We start from the raw sequence: 15,827 nt of genomic DNA, 5'->3' as shown, positions 1-15,827 counted from the left end.
GGATAGGCTTTCGCGGTGACCGAGTCGACCCCTGTGGACTGGGAATTGGCGCGCACGCTCGCCTATGAGGCGGGCCTGGCGGCGGTGGCCGGCGTGGAGAGGATCCCGCTGGGTGAGGCCGACGGCCGCACCCTCGCGGAGCCCCTGCGCACCCTCACCGACCTGCCCGCCTTCCCGACTTCGAGCATCGACGGCTGGGCCGTGCGCGGCGACGGGCCGTGGCGTCCGGTCGGCCGGGTGCTGGCCGGCGGCGCTCCCGAGCCGCTGACCGAGGACGGCACGTGCGTGGAGATCGCCACCGGCGCGATGGTGCCGGAGCACGCCACCGCCCTCGTCCGGATCGAGGATTCGACAACCGGCGCCGACGGCCGGGTCTCCGGCGAGCCGAGGAACGGCCCGGTTCCCGACGGCCGCCTCCCCGGCGAGGAGGCGAAACGCGGCGAGGAGCTCTTCCCGGCCGGCACGCCGATCGACCCGGCGATCATCGGGGTCGCCGCGACCTGCGGTTACGAGACGCTGCCGGTCCACCCGGCGCCCCGCGCGGCGCTGCTGGTCTTCGGCGACGAGCTGCTCACGTCGGGCACCCCCGGTGCCGGGCGGGTGCGTGACTCGCTCGGCCCGCAGGTTCCGTCCTGGCTGCGCCGCTACGGCGCGACGGTCGGCTCGGTGACCGGCCCGGTCAAGGACACGCTCACCGCACACCTGGACGCGATCCGGTCCGCCCTGGACTCCGCCGACCTGATCTGCACCACCGGCGGCACGATGAACGGCCCGGTCGATCACCTGCACCCGGCGCTCGCCGAGCTGGGAGCGACGTATCTGGTCAACACGGTCGCGGTCCGCCCCGGCTTCCCGATGCTGCTGGCCCGGGTGCCCGGCCCCGACGGTCGGCCCCGCTTCCTGGCCGGCCTGCCCGGCAACCCGCAGTCCGCGGTGATAGCCCTGGTCACGCTGGTCGCTCCGCTGCTGGCCGGTCTCCAGGGCCGCCCGCTGCCCGCCCTGCCGACGGTCACCGCCGGTTCCGCGGTGGCCGGCCGGGGCGGGTTCACCCACCTGGCGCTGGCCGCGCTGGATCCCACCGGGCGTACCGCGACGCCGGTGGGTCATGTCGGCTCCGCGATGCTGCGCGGTCTGGCCAACGCGCACGGTTTCGCCGTGGTCCGCCCCGGCACCCGGACCGCGGCCGGCGACCCGGTTCCCTTCCTGCCCCTGCCACTGACTCCCGGGGAGCGCCCGTGACCACCCCGACCCACACCACCCCGACCCACACCACCCCGCCCACCGGGCCCGCGCCCGCCGCCGGTTCCGGCATCGTGACGCTCGTCGACGTGGTCGACGAGGCGCTGGATCTGGCCGCTCACGAGGCTGCGGTGGCCGACCCGCGGGCCGGCGCCGTGGTCTCGTTCCAGGGCGTGGTCCGGGATCACGACCACGGTCGTGGCGTGACCCTCCTGGAGTACGAGGGGCATCCCACCGCGGCCACGATCCTGCGCGAGGTGGCCGAGGAGATCGCCGCGGACCCGGCGGTCTACGCGGTGGCGGTCTCGCACCGCGTCGGCACCCTGAAGATCGGCGACGTGGCCCTGGTCGCCTCGGTGAGCACCGCCCACCGGGCGGCCGCGTTCGAGGTGTGCGCCCGCCTGGTCGACGAGGCCAAGGCCCGCCTCCCGATCTGGAAGCGCCAGGTCTTCCTGGACGGCACCGAGGAGTGGGTCAACTGCCCCTGACCAACGGAAACCAGGGGCTACGGCGTGGCCCAGGTGGCGCCTGACGGTATCCGGACAAAGGCCACATATGACACCGGTAGGCGACCTTTGTCCGGCTGACACCAGCCACCACCTGGACCTCGCCTCGCTCCCACGAGGTCTGCCACACAGGACCTAGCCGCCACGCGGTAGTGGAATCGCGGCCCGTCGGCGGGTGGGGTGGGTTGTGGGTAGTGGGGGCGAGGCGTGCCGGGACGGCAGGATGTTCAGCAGCAGGATGATGGTCAGGGCCGGGATGTTCCAGGTCAGCGACCATGCCGGGGTGAACACCACGGTCAGGTAGGCGAAGGACGCCGCGACCAGGAACCACGTGCCGGCCAGGCGTGCGGCCCGGGGCAGGCGGATGCTGCGGCGACGGCGTAACCCGGTGTCGGCCAGGATCAGGACGGCGGGCAGCGTCCACAGGATCTCGGCGGCGGTGCTGGCCGGGGCGGTCACCGCGATGGTCAGGCCGACCAGGGTGAAGGCGGCCGGCTCGTCGCCTTCGGCGTGCGCGGAGCGGGCCCGGATCAGGCCCACGGCCAGCAGCAGGATGCCGAACGAGAACCACACCAGCACCGGTGGGGCGGGGAATCCGTAGAGCCGGGCCATCACGCCGGCCAGCGACTGGTTGCCGGGGTCGCTGATCGGGGCGGGGCGGTCGAGGGCCCACATCGTGGTGCCGTACCAGGTGGTGGTCCCGGTGGGGGCGATCGCCAGGGCGGCCAGGACCATCGCCGCGGCGGTGGCGAGGGCGGTGGCGGCGGCCCGTCGCTGCCGGGTGATCACCAGGTAGATCACGAACAGCAGCCCGGTGGCGTTGAGCGCGGTGGCCACGCCGATGCCGGCGCCGGCCCAGGCACCTCCGGCCCAGGCGCGACAGAACGCGCCGGACCTGCGCGGCGGGATCAGACGTGACCGGCGGCGGGCGCTCGGATGCCGTCGGGCCAGGGCCCGGGAGATCGGGTGCCGCCGGGCCAGGACGCGATGCCGGATGCGGGCGGCGCGGCGGAGCGCGACCAGGTCGGCGACGATCAGGGCGAGGACCAGCAGGTCGGTACGGCCGAGCCCGATGGCGGCACGGACCGGTTCGGCGAGAAGAGCACCAAGGCCGATTGCCAGTACGAACGGGGCACGGCGCCGTCCGTGCCGGCGGGCCACCGGTCCGGCGACGATGACGGTGACGAGCAGGACGGCGGTGACTCCGGCGAGCCCCAGCAGCCAGCCGGCGACCGGCAGCGGCAGCAGGGTGAGCGGGGTCAGCAGCAGGGCCAGCGCGGGTGGCAGGGCGACGCCGGTCTGGGTGCCGGGGTCGCGGTAGGTGTAGAGCCCGTGCCCGTCCAGCCAGCTCCGTACCGCCTGGAGGTCTACGGCGAGGGCGCTCAATTCGTACTGCCGCAGGGAAAGGGTGATGACCAGGACCGATAGTGCTGTCCAGCCGGCGATGTACGCCTTCTTGTTCGCCGGCATGGCCGTGACCCCCTGCCCCGGGCGTAGCGCGAGGAGGGGACGGTGGCCCCTCGTCCGCTTTAACGCAAAGGCCGCAAGAAGGTTGTTAGCCGGGCAATTTACGCGCAGTGACCGCCGAGACGGCTGCGATCCGAGCCTCCCGACGGGCGGTACGCAGTGTCCGCCGCGCCGACCGGCGACTCCGCTGCACCGCGTGTGACGTGCGGTAACGCAGTCCGGGACGGCCCTCGGTGTCGGCCGCCGCGAGCAGCAGCCCGCCGAGCAGCCCGAGGTCGCGCAGCATCTCGTCGCGGTTGCCCCGATCGGACAGTGTGTGCGGCACCAGCCCGGCGGCGAGGACCGCGGCGGACGGCCTGGTGAACCGCCCGGTGGCCAGGGCCAGGCCGGCCACCACGTCGGCGACGGCTTTCACCCGGACCAGGGTGACCGGATCGGTGGGCAGGCGCGGATCGGCCCGCTCCAGCGTCGGCCGGATCCGGTCGGCGAGCGGACGGGCCGCCTCGGCGCGCTTCTCCGGGCTGGTCAGGGCGCGGATGCCGTCGAGCACGAAGATCGATCCGAGTAGGGCGCGGGCAACGGTGCGTACGGGCCTCATGCCCTGGTTATACCCGCTTTCCGGCGATCACACCGGCTGGGTTCGGAGGTAGCGGCCGAAGTGCGGGACGGTGAACGCCACGGTCCCGCGCTCGCCCGAGTAGATGAGTCCCTTTTTGATCAGGGCGTCCCGGGCCGGCGACAGGCTGGCCGGCTTGCGGCCCAGGGAGGTCGCGATGTCCGAGGTCGGCACCGCGGCGTCCATGTCGTTGCCGGGGTCGTCGGAGAGCGCCGCCATGGCCCGCATGTACTCCCGTTCGGCCGGGGTGGCCCGTTCGAAGCGGGAGCCGAAGAATCCGACCGCCAGCTCGCCCTCGGCCTCCGGCGCGGCCACCCGGACGTCGTCGGCGGTGATTGGCGATTGAGGCGCGTGATCCCAGGTCGCCTTGCCGTACGCCTGGACGAAGTACGGATACCCGCCCGATTTCTCGTACAGCAGATCCAGGGCCTCCTGGTCGTAATCCACCCCCTCGCGCTCGGCCGGCACCCCGAGCGCGAGATCGGCGGCGTCCCGGTCCAGGCGGTCGATCCGGGCGTACCGGAAAAGTCGCTCGGAATACGACTTGGCCGCCGACAGCACGGCGGGCAGGTGCGGCAGACCGGCGCCGACCACGATCAGCGGTGCTCCGAGCTGCGACAACTCGTGGCAGGCGGCGCACAGGGCGGAGACGTCGGTGGCGCTCAGGTCCTGCATCTCGTCGATGAACAGGGCGATCCCGGTGCCCACGTCGGTGGCCAGCGACGCCGCGTCGGTGAACAGCTCCACCAGGTCGATCTCGATGTCGCCGGAGTCGGCACGACCACGGGCCGGCGGTACGTCGATGCCCGGCGCCCACCGGTCGCGCAGCTTCGCGGTCTCGCTGTTGGCCCGCAGCGCGAACGCCTTCAGCACGCCGAGCACCTCGTCCACCCGGTCCGGGTCGCGATGGTGCGGGGCCAGCTCGCGGATCGCCATGTGCAGGGCACCGGAGACCGGGCGGCGCAGCGACTGGTCCGGCCGGGCCTCGATCTTGCCGGTGCCCCAGAGCCGGCCGATCGCCGCCGACCGCAGGGTGTTGAGCAGCACCGTCTTGCCGACACCGCGCAGGCCGGTCAGGACCAGACTGCGCTCGGGACGGCCGCGGGCGACACGTTCCAGGACGATGTCGAAGGCGTCCAGCTCACGGTTGCGCCCGGCCAGCTCGGGTGGGCGCTGACCGGCGCCGGGGGCGTACGGGTTCCGGACCGGATCCATGACGTAGCACCGTATCGGGCAATCTAGCGTCAGCGCTAGAGTTCGCTCGATAACTCCGTCTTGAGCACTCTACGGAATCAGCTAGATACCGCTAGACAGGTTCATACTCGCGCAGGCACAGGACAAAATCCACGTCGTCGTACTCGGTGTCGTAGTAGTACCACTTGGTGTACTTCGGGACCTTCGCGCATTTGCCGACCGCGTCCTTCTCGCCGGTGGTGCGGCCGTCGATACGTTTCAGGATCTCGTACGTGTGCGCCGTGCACTCCACGATCCGCAGCTCGGGCTCGTTGTTCGTACCCTCGTTGCGGACGCACTGGCCCTTCGCCGCGAACCGCGCGTCCTCGCTGGTCTGCGGCCGCGGCACGTGCACCGCCGGAGCCGTGACCGCGACCACCGGCGTCTGCTCCGGCTCCTTCTCGCCGCCCAGCACGAACCAGGCCGCGGTCGCCAGCCCGCCACCGATCAGCACACTCAGCACCGCGACCGTGGCGCCCATCGCGAACCCGCGCCGGGGCCGCTGCCGGTTCTCCCGCAGCGGTGCCGGTGGCGGTTGTGGCGCGGCCGCGTACTGCTGCTGGTGGGGTATCCAGGAGGGGTCCTGACCGACCCAGGGGTCGGCCGCCTCCGAGTAGGACTCCTCGGGGCTGCCGCCCTGCTGCCACGGCTGAGCAGGGTACGGCCCGTTCTGCGACATCGGGGGTCCCTCCAGAAGCGGTCTACGCTGCCTGCCACCGTAGCGTGCGGCGGGCAATCGGCTACCTTTCACGTTCGTGTCGTCACACCTGGTGATCTTGTCAATGCTCTTCGGTGCGGCGGCCGGCGCGTTCCTGCCCCGGATCGCGTACCGGCTGACCGTCCCCTTCGGAGCACCGCCCCGCGCGGCGTGCGACGACTGCGGGCGCCCCTTCCTACCGGGCGCCGCCGGCTGGGTCCACACCGGACCCGGATATCGGCCCGCCATCGTCCTCGCGCTGCTCGCGGGTCTGCTGGCGGCCGTGCTCGGGCCGGTCCCGCAACTGCCGGTGCACCTGCTCGCCGCCGTACCCGGCCTGCTCCTGGTGATGATCGACCTGCGCTGCCTGCGCCTGCCCGACCGGATCGTCGGTGCGCTCACCCTCATCGGCGGCATCCCGCTCGCCCTGCTCCTGCCCGGCCGGATCGTCCCGGCACTGGCCGCCGGGCTGCTGGTGGGCGCCGGTTACCTGGTGATCGCCCTGCTGCCCGGGCGCGGACTCGGCCTCGGCGACGTGAAACTCGGAGCGACACTGGCGTTCCTGCTCGGATTCGCGGGCTGGCCGGCGGTGGCCGTCGGTTTCGGCACCGCCCACCTGCTCAACGGCGCGATCGCCGCCTGGTTGCTGGTCACCCGCCGGGGGAGGCCGATCCCGTTCGGGCCGGCGCTCCTGTTCGGCTTCTGGGTGGGTGTCACAGCAGCCTGAGCTGACGATCCTTCGGCCGGGTCGGGGCCGCCTCGCCCAGCCGCTCAAAAAGTCCGGAATCGATCACATCGAGGAACGGCGTCGGGCTCTGCTCGCGCTCCTTGCCGTGCCGGAACCGCTTCGCCGCGTGACTCACGTAGAGGCGGTCCTGCGCACGGGTCAGGCCGACGAAGAACAACCGGCGCTCCTCGGCGATCTCCTCCTCCGACGGCGCCGAACCCGGCCAGCGCAGCGGCAGCAGGCCGTCCTCGCAGCCGACCAGGAACACCACCGGGAACTCCAGGCCCTTCGCGGCGTGCAGCGTCAGCAGGTTGACCGCCTCCGCCCGCGGGTCCAGCGAGTCCACCTCGGCACCCGTCGCCAGCTGCTGCAGGAACATCGCCAGATCGTCACCGACCCGCTCGGCCAGCGGCATCATCAGCTCCACCGCGGACCAGATGTCCTCGGGCACGAGCTGGTCGCCGTCCAGCGTCGGCGTCGCGTACCGCTGCGCCAGCAACTGAGCGGCCGACCGGAGCCGGGCCGCCAGCGGACCGGACGCGCCCGGATGCCGCAGCTCCCGGGTGATCTCCGGGACACCGGCCCGGTCCCGCAGCCGGTTGTGCGAACGCTTCTGCACCGGCACACCGGCCCGGGACAGCGCGTCGACGATCGGCCCGGACTGGGCGTCGGTGCGATAGAGCACGGCGATGTCGGAGAACGACAGATTGCCCACCGGCGCGTTGCGGGAGTCGACCCGGCCCGAGTCCAGCGATCGGTGCGACAAACCCCCGACAAGCTCATCGATGGAACGGAGGACGAAGTCAGCCTCGTCCGCGACGCTCCGCGCCGGATAACGGCCCACCAGAGCCGCCTCCGGATCGAGCCGGGCCGGATCCAGCCGCCGCCCGCTGACCAGCGTCGACGGGGCGATCGCCTGCACCGCGGCGGCCAGGATCGGCGCGGACGAGCGGTAGTTGCGGGTCAGCCGGACCAGGCGGGCGTCCACGAAGTCGGCGTTGAACCGCAGGAAGTACTGCACGTCGGCACCACGGAACGAGTAGATCGCCTGGTCCGGGTCGCCGATCGCGCACAGGTTGCCGTCCGGCGGGCTCAGCAGGCGCAGCAGCTCGTACTGCAGCTCGTCGACGTCCTGGTACTCGTCCACGAAGATCCACTGCCAGCGGCGGCGGTACTTCTCGACCAGCGCCGGATCGTTGCGCAGCAGCTCCACCGGCACGCTGATCAGGTCGTCCAGGTCCACCAGATCCTGCTGGCGCAGCAGCTTGCGGTACGCGGCATCGTCCTCGCCGGCCTGCTCCCGCGCCTGGATCCGCTCCTGGTCGTCGGCGATCCGCCAGCCCGAACCCAGCCCGGCCGCCTTCGCGTTCTCCTTCAGCACGATCAGGCCCAGCGAGTGGAAGGTGCCCACGGTGATGTCCTCGGCCACGTCCCCGAGCAGCGCCTCCAGACGCTCCTTCAGCTCTGCGGCGGCCCGCCGGGTGAACGTGATCGCCAGACAGCGCTCCGGGAAGACACCCAACTCGGCACAGAGGTACGCCATCCGGTGGGTCAGCGTGCGGGTCTTACCCGTACCCGGGCCGGCGACGATCAGCAGCGGGCCACCCGGCGCGGACGCGGCCACCCGCTGCATCGCGTCGAGACGGTCCAGCAGCCCGGTACCGACCTCTTCCATCCCGGCCAGCATCGGCTCGAACGGCTCGTGCGGGCTCGGCGGCGCGGCCAGCGGCGGTGGTGCCGGTTTCGCCTTGGCTTTCACCGCCGGTTTGGCCTTCGGCTTCTCCTTCACCGGCTCGGCCTTCGGCCTCGGTTTTTCCGCGGGTACGTCGAAGAGGGTCTCCACCTGCGGGGCGCTGTTGCGGTTCCGCAGCTCACCCGGGTCGAACAGGGTGATCACGCCGTACTCGCCGTCGTAGCCCGGCACCCGCCGCACGTCGCCGCGCCGCAGCCGGGTGATCGCCTCGCGGAGTTCGTCGCCGCCCGCCTTGCCGATCTCGTCGACCGGCACCTTGCGCAGGATGTCCAGCTCCGAGCCGAGCGTGGCGACCAGATGGTTGAGCTGCGACTCGACCGTCTTCGACTTCGGGCCGACACCGTTGATCTCGCCGATGATCTCGTGCAGCTGGATCAGGTGCTCGACGTGGTCGTCCCTGTGGAAACCGAGCGGGCGGTCGGCCAGATCCTCGACCCGGCTCAGCACCCCCACGGTCAGTCCGCGACCGCACTCCGGGCACTTGCCGTGCGCGGCACGCGTCTTCGCCGGCTCCCAGTTCACCCCGCAGGCCCGGTGGCCGTCGGCGTGGTACTTGCCCTCCTCCGGGAAGAACTCCAGCGTGCCGGCCAGGCCGATGCCGTCCTTCACCGCGAAGTAGTCCGGGGTGCCGGTGAACAGGGTCGCCTCACGGGCCAGGGCGGCCGGGGAGTGCGCGTCCGAGTTCGAGACCAGGCGGTACCGGTCCAGGCTGGAGACCCGCCAGTTCATCTCCGGGTCGGAGGAGAGACCGGTCTCCACCGCCGTCACGTGCTCGGCCAGGTCGGCGTAGCAGTCGGCGATCGCGTCGAAACCCGACTTGGAACCGAGCGCGGAGAACCACGGCGTCCAGATGTGCGCCGGGATCAGGTAACCGCCCGCCTCCAGGGTGATCTCCAGGAGGTTCCGCGAGTCCAGCCCCAGGATCGGCCGTCCGTCCGCGGTCAGGTTGCCGATCCGGCCCAGCGCCGTGTTGATCTTCTCGACGGTCGCGAAGTCCGGCGCGTACAACAGGTGGTGGACCTTGCGGGTCTTGTCGTCCCGCTTGTAGATCGTCGAGATCTCCACGCTCAGCATGAAGCGGGCCGGCGTGCTCGCGCTCAGCGAACCCGGCAGCCGTTTTGTCACCGGTTTCTCGTCGGCCAGCCGGAACAGGCCCGGCTCGGCCGGCTCCAGGCTCTCCTTCAGATGCTCGAACCACGCCGGGTGGGTGAAGTCACCCGTGCCGAGCAGGGCGATGCCCTTGCGCCGGGCCCACCACGCCAGGTTGGGCAGCGTCAGGTCGCGGCTGCAGGCTCGCGAGAAGCGAGAATGAATGTGCAGGTCCGCGACATATGTATCCGTGCTGACCTCCACGCCCCGCATCCTGTCACGACCGTCGGTCTCGCCAAGCTTCGCCACGCTCAAACACACTTACCGATCTTGATGGGTTACGCCACACGCAATTCGATGACGGTGACCTGCGGGGGCGCTCCTACCCGAACCGGCGGACCCCAGAAACCCGCACCGTTGGTCACATAAACCGGCACGCCGTCCACCTCCCCGAAGCCGGAGACTACCGGCTGCTGCAACTTCACGAGCATGTTGAACGGCGCCATCTGACCACCGTGCGTGTGACCGGAGACCTGCAAGTCCACCCCGTAGGGCGCGGCATCCCGCGCGGCCACCGGCTGATGGGCCATCAGCACCACCGGCCGGGCGGTGTCCCGGTCACCCAGCGCGCGAGCGTAGTCGGCGGCGTCACCCTGCTGGGCGCCGGTCAGGTCGTTGACCCCGGCCAGGTCCAGACCCTCGATCGCGACCCGCTCGTTGCGCAGCGGCCGGATCCCCAGGCGATCCACCTCCTGGATCCACTCCTCGGCGCCCGAGTAGTACTCGTGGTTGCCGGTCACGAAGAACGCACCGTGCCGGGACTGGATGTCCTGGAGCGGGGCAGCGAACCGGCCCAGCTCGGCCACACTGCCGTCGACCAGGTCACCGACGACGCAGACCAGGTCCGCGTTCACCGAGTTGATCACCTGGACGATCCGCTGGGCGTGATTCACGCCGGTCAGCGGGCCGATGTGAATGTCCGAGACGACCGCCAGGCGGGTGCCGTCCATGCTCCTGGGCAGTTTCGCCATCGGCATCTGGAACCGGTCGATCTGCGGCATTCCGGTAGCGGTCTTCACGCCGTAGCCGGTGATGCCGGCCGCCGTCAGACCGGCGAAGATCGCCGCGCCACGGGACAGCAGCAGTCGCCGTTCCAGCCCTTTGTCCGGCTCGTCCGTTCCCCCGGTCGTGTCCTCGATGGTGGCGATCGCGCTCGCACTCACACCGTCGTCCTTGGCAGCCGGCACTCCGCTGGTCGCTGTTCTGCTGGTCGCTGTTTCGCCGGTTGCCGTTTCGCGGGCTGCTGCCTCGCCGGATGTTGTTTCGCTGGCCGTTGTTCCGCCGGCTGCTGTTCCGCTGGTTGCTGTTCCGGCGGTTGTTGTTGCGCTGGCTGTTGTTCCGGCGGTTGCCGTTGTGTCGGCGCCCTTGGTTTCGGCGGCTTTTCCGGCCGGCTTCCTGTCGCGGACCCACAGCCGGTCCACCAGCAGGCGCGGGATCTCCATCACCGCCAGAGTCACCAGCAGGTAGAACATCACGGCGATCCAGAGATAGCCGGGCCAGGAGAGCCATTTGAAGTACCCGTTCCGAACACCAATCAGCGTCAACGGAACCAGCGCGGCGAGCAGCAGGACAACGGTGGTCCCGACCCGACGGCCGACCCCAGGCCGCAGCGGGTCACGGACGAGGCGCTTCCACAGATACAGGTGGATCAGACCGACAACAAACAGAACCACCACGATGAACACCAACTACCCAGCCCTCCCCAGACCGGCCACACCGTAACCGAGCCCCACTCCCAGTCCACCAACACCGGATCCACCAACGCCGAAGTTCACCAACGCTGGATCCACCAACGCCGAAGTTCACCAGCGCCGAAGTTCACCAGTGCTGGATCCACCGACGCCGTAGTTCACCGACTCTTTAGTTCACCGACGTCACAGCGCGCCGACGCCATGCCTCGTGGACGTCACAGCTCACTGACGTCACACCTTGGCAACCAGCTTGCTGACTTCACAGCTTGCTGATGCCGCGGCTTGCCGACTTCAGAGCTTGCTGACGTCACAGCTTGCCCGACCAAGTGTCCCCGACCATCCGGAACCCCCGGCCCGGCAGGCAGCCGCCTCTCTCAGCCCGGTCACAGCACCGGTATGCCAGGCCAACGGCCGGTCAGGTGAAGCGCAAGCAGCGCAGCGTGCGACAGCGGAGTAGAGGTGTCCTCCGGATCCCCGTTGGCGGTGTAGTCGAGCAGCACCAGGTTCTCCTCAGCCCGGAGCGTCTCCACAAGATCGGAAACCCGATGCTCCAGCACCCACCGATAGGTGGGCAGATAGATCTGCCGCCGGGCAGCAACGTAGTCCAGCAGGGTCGTGCCCTGCAGCCCAGCCCGATGCCCAAGAACCGCCCCGAACCGCCGAACCGTCCGCTTGATCCCGATCATCGACGTGACGCCAAGTTTCCCAGCGTCAACATCACCCTTCTCAAAGACTTTGAGCGCCTGCCAAACCCCTTCCACCGAGGCGGCAGACACCCCAGGCGAAAACGGCACAGGAATCCCACCGTGGGGATAAAAAGGGCTAAACCGAACCCAAGGCTCCCGCCCACGAGAAGTCACGTCAACAACGGTGGCCCCCGGAAACGCCCCCCGAACCGACTCAGGCCGCCGCCGCCGACTAGCAACATGAACAACCCCCATCAAGACCTCCCCCAGACCTCTCCCGCAGTGCTGCCCGAGGGGTACGACAAAACCGCACCACCAGCCACCTCACCCCACCCGCCAAGCTCAGGCCCGTTCCCCCGTCCAGCCCCACCAGCCCCGCCTGCACCCCTGCCCAGCCCCGTCCTGCCTCTCCTGCCCTTGTTTGAATCCATATGCCGGTCCGCACCGGTCCGCACCGGTCCGCACCGTTCCGCACCGGTCCGCACTGATCTGCCCACGTTCACGCCGGTCCGCATTGGTCCACGCTGGTCTTCGGCTGTTAGCGCGGTTCGCCCACTTTCACGCCGGTCCGCGCTGGTATTCGCCAGTTCGCAAAGATTCGCGACGGTCCGTGCCGGTCGCGATCTCCAAGGCTCTGAAGAGACCCGAGAGCGGGGCGATGGTCGCCTGGTCCGCGCTGGTCCGAGATGGCCTGCTCTGGCCTGCCTATTTTGGGACATTCGGCCCGGTTCCGTTCCGTGGTAGGGCAAGGCGCTGGATCTCACCCGCATCCCGGGACGACCAGATCCGGGCACGTCGGCCTCGGGCACGCGGAGGCCGGGCACGCTGACGAGAGGCGGAGGGCGAACAGCGGAGGAAGGAGGGCGCCCGGAGGTTGGAATCGAGTCTTGAGAACGGCCGAGGATCGGAAGTGGTCGTGAGGTCGGTCGCGAACTGGCCGTGTGGGCGGTTGGAACCAGGACCGGCCGTGGGGGCAGCTGGCCAGTGAAGGGCCGACTGCCGAGGGCAGGATGCCGAGCGCATGGAGCCCAAGGGCCGGGAGTCCGGAGGACAGGGAGCCCGGAGGACAAGGGAGCTCAAGGCCCATCGCCACAGTGCAGGGTGCCACTCGCCTCGGGCTTGGAGCCGGAAACCAGCACAGGAAGCCGGGGAGCCAGGACCGGGAGCCGGGAGCCAGGATGGGGAGCCGAACGCCGAACGCCGAACGCCGAAGGTCGAACGCCGAAGGCCGGCGACCCGGTGAAAGCAGCCGCCGGTGAAGCAACCGCCGGTGGAGGGCAGCCGCTGGTGGAGGTCAGCCGCCGGCGAAGGGTGGGAGCACGTCGATGGTGGCGCCCGTCGGCAGTGGGGCTGTGCGGTCGTGGCAGGTCAAGCCGTCGACCAGGAAGCTGGCCGCCTTCAGGACCAGGGCCAGCCGCTCCCCGTGACGGTCGGTCAGGAGCTGGATCAGCTCGTCGAGGTTGCCGGCCGTCGCCGGCTCGCTGGACGTGCCGTCGGCGGCCGCACGGGCCCCCGCGAAGTAGCGCACCGTCAGCATCGCGCTCATCCTCCGATTGCGGACATGGGGCGGGCGGGCTGGAGGAACTTCGGGTCGTCGATGCCGTGGCCGGCCAGCTTGCCCCACATGGCGACCCGCCACGCCTCCGCGATCTTCGAGTCGGGTGCCCCGTCGCGGAGCAGTTTGCGCAGGTCGCTCTCGGTGGTGGAGAACAGGCAGTTCCGCACCTGACCGTCGGCGGTAAGCCTGGTCCGGTCGCAGTCGCCGCAGAACGGCCTGGTCACACTGGCGATGACACCGACCCGGGCGGGCTCGCCGGCCGCATCCTGATAACCGGGCACCAACCACGTCTCAGCCGGCGCTGTTCCACGTGAAACATCGTCGGGCTGGAGCCCGAACGGCTCGAGCGCCGCCAGGATCTCCTCGGCGGTGACCATCTCGTGCCGGTCCCACTGGTGCTGGGCGTCGAGCGGCATCTGCTCGATGAACCGCAGTTGATAACCGTTGTCCAGCGCGAACCGCAGCAGCGCCGGAGCCTCGTCGTCGTTGACCCCGCGCATCAGCACCGTATTGATCTTCACAGGCGTGAGCCCGGCCGCCGCCGCGGCGCGCAGGCCGGAGAGCACGTCGGCGTGCCGGTCGCGCAGCGTCAGCTGGTGGAACCGGGCCGGGTCGAGCGTGTCGAGTGAGACGTTGACCCGGTCCAGCCCGGCATCCCGTAGCGCCACCGCCGTCCGGTCCAGCCCGATCCCATTCGTGGTGACCGACAGTTTCGGCCGGGGCGCGAGCGCGGCCGCCGCCGCGACGATGCCGACCAGACCACGCCGGATCAGCGGCTCACCACCGGTGAACCGCACCTCGGTCACGCCGAGCCACTCCACCGCGATCCGGACGAGCCGGATCACCTCGTCGTCGGTGAGCTGCTGCGGCTGCGGCATCCAGGCCAGCCCCTCGGCGGGCATGCAATAGGTGCAGCGCAGGTTGCATCGATCCGTCAGCGAGACACGGAGATCAGTGGCGACCCGACCGAAGCGATCGAGCAGCGGGACATTGGGCACCCATCGAATCTAGCCGCTTTCAAGACCAACTGCCGCTACGCGAAGCGGCCTGTGGATAACGCATCGGCCGCAGCTCGTACCCCCGCCCGGTATCCGCCACCGAACGCGGCGGTGTGCACGAGCAGGAGATGCAGCTGGTGCAGCGGCACCCGATCACGCCAGCCGTCGGCGAGCGGCCACGTCTCCTGATACGAGGCGAGGATCAGATCCAGATGCGGTACGCCGCCGAACAGCGCGAGTGTCGCCAGGTCGGTCTCCCGGTGCCCGCCGTGTGCCGCCGGATCCACCAGCCACGCCCGATCATCGGCGCCCCAGAGCAGATTCCCCGGCCACAGGTCCCCGTGGATTCGTGCGGGCGCTTCGTCACCCCCGTACCGGGAAATGGCAGTGATGATCTCCTGGACCACCGCGACGTCGGAGCCGGAGAGCGCACCGCGACCGGCGGACATCTCCAGGTAGGGCGCCAGCCGCCGGGCGGCGAACCAGGCGCCCCAGCCGCCGTCGACCGGCGAATTGTCCAGCGGGAGCGGGCCGATGTAGCCGTCCCGGTCGAGCCCGAACCGGTCGGCCCCGGCGCGATGTGTCTCGGCCAGCTCCCGCCCGAACCGCTCGGCGGCCCGTCGTGTCGGTTCGCCCGGCTCGATCCATTCCATCGCGAGCATTTCGGGAAGAGCGACAATCACCTCCGGTACGGCTACCCCTCCCGCCGACCGAAGCCATCCGAGCCCGGCGGCCTCGGTCGCGAACATGCCCTCCGGCGCGTCCCCGTCCGGCCAGGTCTTCGCGAACAGCGACGATCCGTCGTCGAGCGTCAGCCGGCTGACCGAACACACCCCACTCCCGCCGACCGGGGTCTCCCGAATCCGCTGGTGGGTGAGAAATGTCGGTAGGTGCTGCGGGTGCGTGCGCAGGTACGCCAGGTCCACCCGGCTATCTTGCACTTCCCGTGACGTACGTCTCCATTCCGAGGCAAGATGACGACATGACCCCTGTCGTTGTGCGCTCGTACCGGCCGAGTGATCACTCCGCGGGCCGCCGCCTCTGGGCGGAGCTCAACCGGCAGCACAACGAGATGTACGGGGAACACCGCGACGACGGCGGAGCGGGTTTCGAGGAGTACCTGACCCGCCTCGACCTGTCCGGTCTCTGGGTGGCCGACCACGCCGACGACGGGGTGATCGGGATGGTCGGGCTGATCATGCGGGACCGGGCCGGCGAGGTCGATCCGGTCGTCGTGACCATCTCGCACCGGCACAAGGGTGTCGGCCGCAAGCTTCTGCACCACGTCGCCGCCGAGGCGAAGCACCGCAGCATGACGGCGCTGACCATCTCGCCGGAGTCCCGCAACGTGGACGCGATCCGCAGTCTGCACGCGGCCGGCTACGACGTCGTCTCGTCGATCGAGTTGACCATGGACCTGGAACGGCACACCCACGCCCGTCACCAGGAGGGCCTGCAACTCCACGAGCTGCCGTTCCGTTCGTAGGACAACGGATCACCCTGTGGA

14 protein-coding genes are annotated in these 15,827 nt (G+C 70.3%); 4 read left to right on the top strand and 10 right to left on the bottom strand.

Annotation, left to right across the window (positions count from 1 at the left end):
- Positions 1–15 precede the first annotated feature (15 nt).
- On the top strand, positions 16–1,239 hold the full coding sequence (locus Aco03nite_RS34770; protein ID WP_203803140.1) for a molybdopterin molybdotransferase MoeA: 1,224 nt from the start codon (positions 16–18) through the stop codon (positions 1,237–1,239).
- Between the two features lie 71 nt (positions 1,240–1,310).
- Positions 1,311–1,727 (top strand): molybdenum cofactor biosynthesis protein MoaE, encoded by a 417-nt coding sequence (locus Aco03nite_RS34765; RefSeq protein WP_373872658.1) that lies wholly within the window; start codon positions 1,311–1,313, stop codon positions 1,725–1,727.
- A gap of 153 nt (positions 1,728–1,880) precedes the next feature.
- Here the strand turns inward: Aco03nite_RS34765 and Aco03nite_RS34760 are convergent, their stop codons facing one another.
- The 4 genes from Aco03nite_RS34760 to Aco03nite_RS34745 all read right to left on the bottom strand — a co-directional run bounded on the left by Aco03nite_RS34760 (position 1,881) and on the right by Aco03nite_RS34745 (position 5,740).
- Positions 1,881–3,215: a glycosyltransferase 87 family protein gene (locus Aco03nite_RS34760; protein WP_203803138.1), complete on the bottom strand. Its 1,335-nt coding sequence runs from the start codon at positions 3,213–3,215 to the stop codon at positions 1,881–1,883.
- Between the two features lie 85 nt (positions 3,216–3,300).
- Positions 3,301–3,810: a DoxX family protein gene (locus Aco03nite_RS34755; RefSeq protein ID WP_203803121.1), complete on the bottom strand. Its 510-nt coding sequence runs from the start codon at positions 3,808–3,810 to the stop codon at positions 3,301–3,303.
- A gap of 27 nt (positions 3,811–3,837) precedes the next feature.
- A complete protein-coding gene (locus tag Aco03nite_RS34750) occupies positions 3,838–5,043 on the bottom strand; it encodes an ATP-binding protein (RefSeq protein WP_203803119.1) in 1,206 nt (401 codons plus the stop codon).
- A 91-nt stretch (positions 5,044–5,134) separates the two neighbouring features.
- Positions 5,135–5,740 carry an LppU/SCO3897 family protein gene (locus Aco03nite_RS34745; protein ID WP_203803116.1) on the bottom strand — a complete coding sequence of 202 codons (606 nt, stop codon included), beginning with the start codon at positions 5,738–5,740 and terminating at the stop codon, positions 5,135–5,137.
- A 76-nt stretch (positions 5,741–5,816) separates the two neighbouring features.
- Between Aco03nite_RS34745 and Aco03nite_RS53385 the strand changes: the two genes are divergently transcribed.
- Positions 5,817–6,485 (top strand): prepilin peptidase, encoded by a 669-nt coding sequence (locus Aco03nite_RS53385; protein ID WP_239145700.1) that lies wholly within the window; start codon positions 5,817–5,819, stop codon positions 6,483–6,485.
- On the opposite strand, the gene Aco03nite_RS34735 is transcribed toward Aco03nite_RS53385, so the two are convergent.
- From Aco03nite_RS34735 to Aco03nite_RS34710, 6 genes are all read right to left on the bottom strand, one after another.
- Positions 6,472–9,600: a UvrD-helicase domain-containing protein gene (locus Aco03nite_RS34735; protein WP_203803114.1), complete on the bottom strand. Its 3,129-nt coding sequence runs from the start codon at positions 9,598–9,600 to the stop codon at positions 6,472–6,474. The two genes, Aco03nite_RS53385 and Aco03nite_RS34735, sit on opposite strands and share 14 nt — an antisense overlap.
- Positions 9,601–9,665: 65 nt before the next feature.
- On the bottom strand, positions 9,666–11,030 hold the full coding sequence (locus tag Aco03nite_RS34730; protein ID WP_373872657.1) for a metallophosphoesterase: 1,365 nt from the start codon (positions 11,028–11,030) through the stop codon (positions 9,666–9,668).
- Between the two features lie 431 nt (positions 11,031–11,461).
- Positions 11,462–12,019, bottom strand: a complete 558-nt coding sequence (locus Aco03nite_RS34725) for a DUF6939 family protein (protein WP_373872654.1) — start codon at positions 12,017–12,019, stop codon at positions 11,462–11,464.
- A 1,039-nt stretch (positions 12,020–13,058) separates the two neighbouring features.
- Complete coding sequence (locus tag Aco03nite_RS34720) at positions 13,059–13,310, bottom strand: MoaD/ThiS family protein (RefSeq protein WP_203803106.1); 252 nt, start codon at positions 13,308–13,310, stop codon at positions 13,059–13,061.
- On the bottom strand, positions 13,307–14,320 hold the full coding sequence (gene moaA, locus Aco03nite_RS34715) for a GTP 3',8-cyclase MoaA (RefSeq protein ID WP_203803103.1): 1,014 nt from the start codon (positions 14,318–14,320) through the stop codon (positions 13,307–13,309). The genes Aco03nite_RS34720 and moaA overlap by 4 nt, the downstream gene beginning before the upstream one ends.
- 35 nt (positions 14,321–14,355) lie before the next feature.
- A complete protein-coding gene (locus tag Aco03nite_RS34710) occupies positions 14,356–15,246 on the bottom strand; it encodes a fructosamine kinase family protein (protein ID WP_203803101.1) in 891 nt (296 codons plus the stop codon).
- Positions 15,247–15,302: 56 nt separating this feature from the next.
- On the opposite strand from Aco03nite_RS34710, the gene Aco03nite_RS34705 reads away from it, so the two are divergent.
- On the top strand, positions 15,303–15,806 hold the full coding sequence (locus Aco03nite_RS34705; RefSeq protein ID WP_203803099.1) for a GNAT family N-acetyltransferase: 504 nt from the start codon (positions 15,303–15,305) through the stop codon (positions 15,804–15,806).
- Positions 15,807–15,827: the final 21 nt, after the last annotated feature.

It is taken from the genome of Actinoplanes couchii (assembly GCF_016862075.1).
GTDB classification, from domain to species: Bacteria; Actinomycetota; Actinomycetes; order Mycobacteriales; family Micromonosporaceae; genus Actinoplanes; species Actinoplanes couchii.
This window is presented reverse-complemented; position numbering and strand designations above follow the sequence as displayed.

Bases quoted from the DNA above. Each gene is read 5' to 3' on its own strand.
- Aco03nite_RS34755 (WP_203803121.1), bottom strand. From the start codon at position 3,810: ATGAGGCCCGTACGCACCGTTGCCCGCGCCCTACTCGGATCGATCTTC.
- Aco03nite_RS34720 (WP_203803106.1), bottom strand. From the start codon at position 13,310: ATGAGCGCGATGCTGACGGTGCGCTACTTCGCGGGGGCCCGTGCGGCC.
- Aco03nite_RS34705 (WP_203803099.1), top strand. From the start codon at position 15,303: ATGACCCCTGTCGTTGTGCGCTCGTACCGGCCGAGTGATCACTCCGCG.
- Aco03nite_RS34760 (WP_203803138.1), bottom strand. From the start codon at position 3,215: ATGCCGGCGAACAAGAAGGCGTACATCGCCGGCTGGACAGCACTATCG.
- Aco03nite_RS34725 (WP_373872654.1), bottom strand. From the start codon at position 12,019: ATGGGGGTTGTTCATGTTGCTAGTCGGCGGCGGCGGCCTGAGTCGGTT.
- Aco03nite_RS34745 (WP_203803116.1), bottom strand. From the start codon at position 5,740: ATGTCGCAGAACGGGCCGTACCCTGCTCAGCCGTGGCAGCAGGGCGGC.
- Aco03nite_RS34750 (WP_203803119.1), bottom strand. From the start codon at position 5,043: ATGGATCCGGTCCGGAACCCGTACGCCCCCGGCGCCGGTCAGCGCCCA.
- Aco03nite_RS34735 (WP_203803114.1), bottom strand. From the start codon at position 9,600: ATGCGGGGCGTGGAGGTCAGCACGGATACATATGTCGCGGACCTGCAC.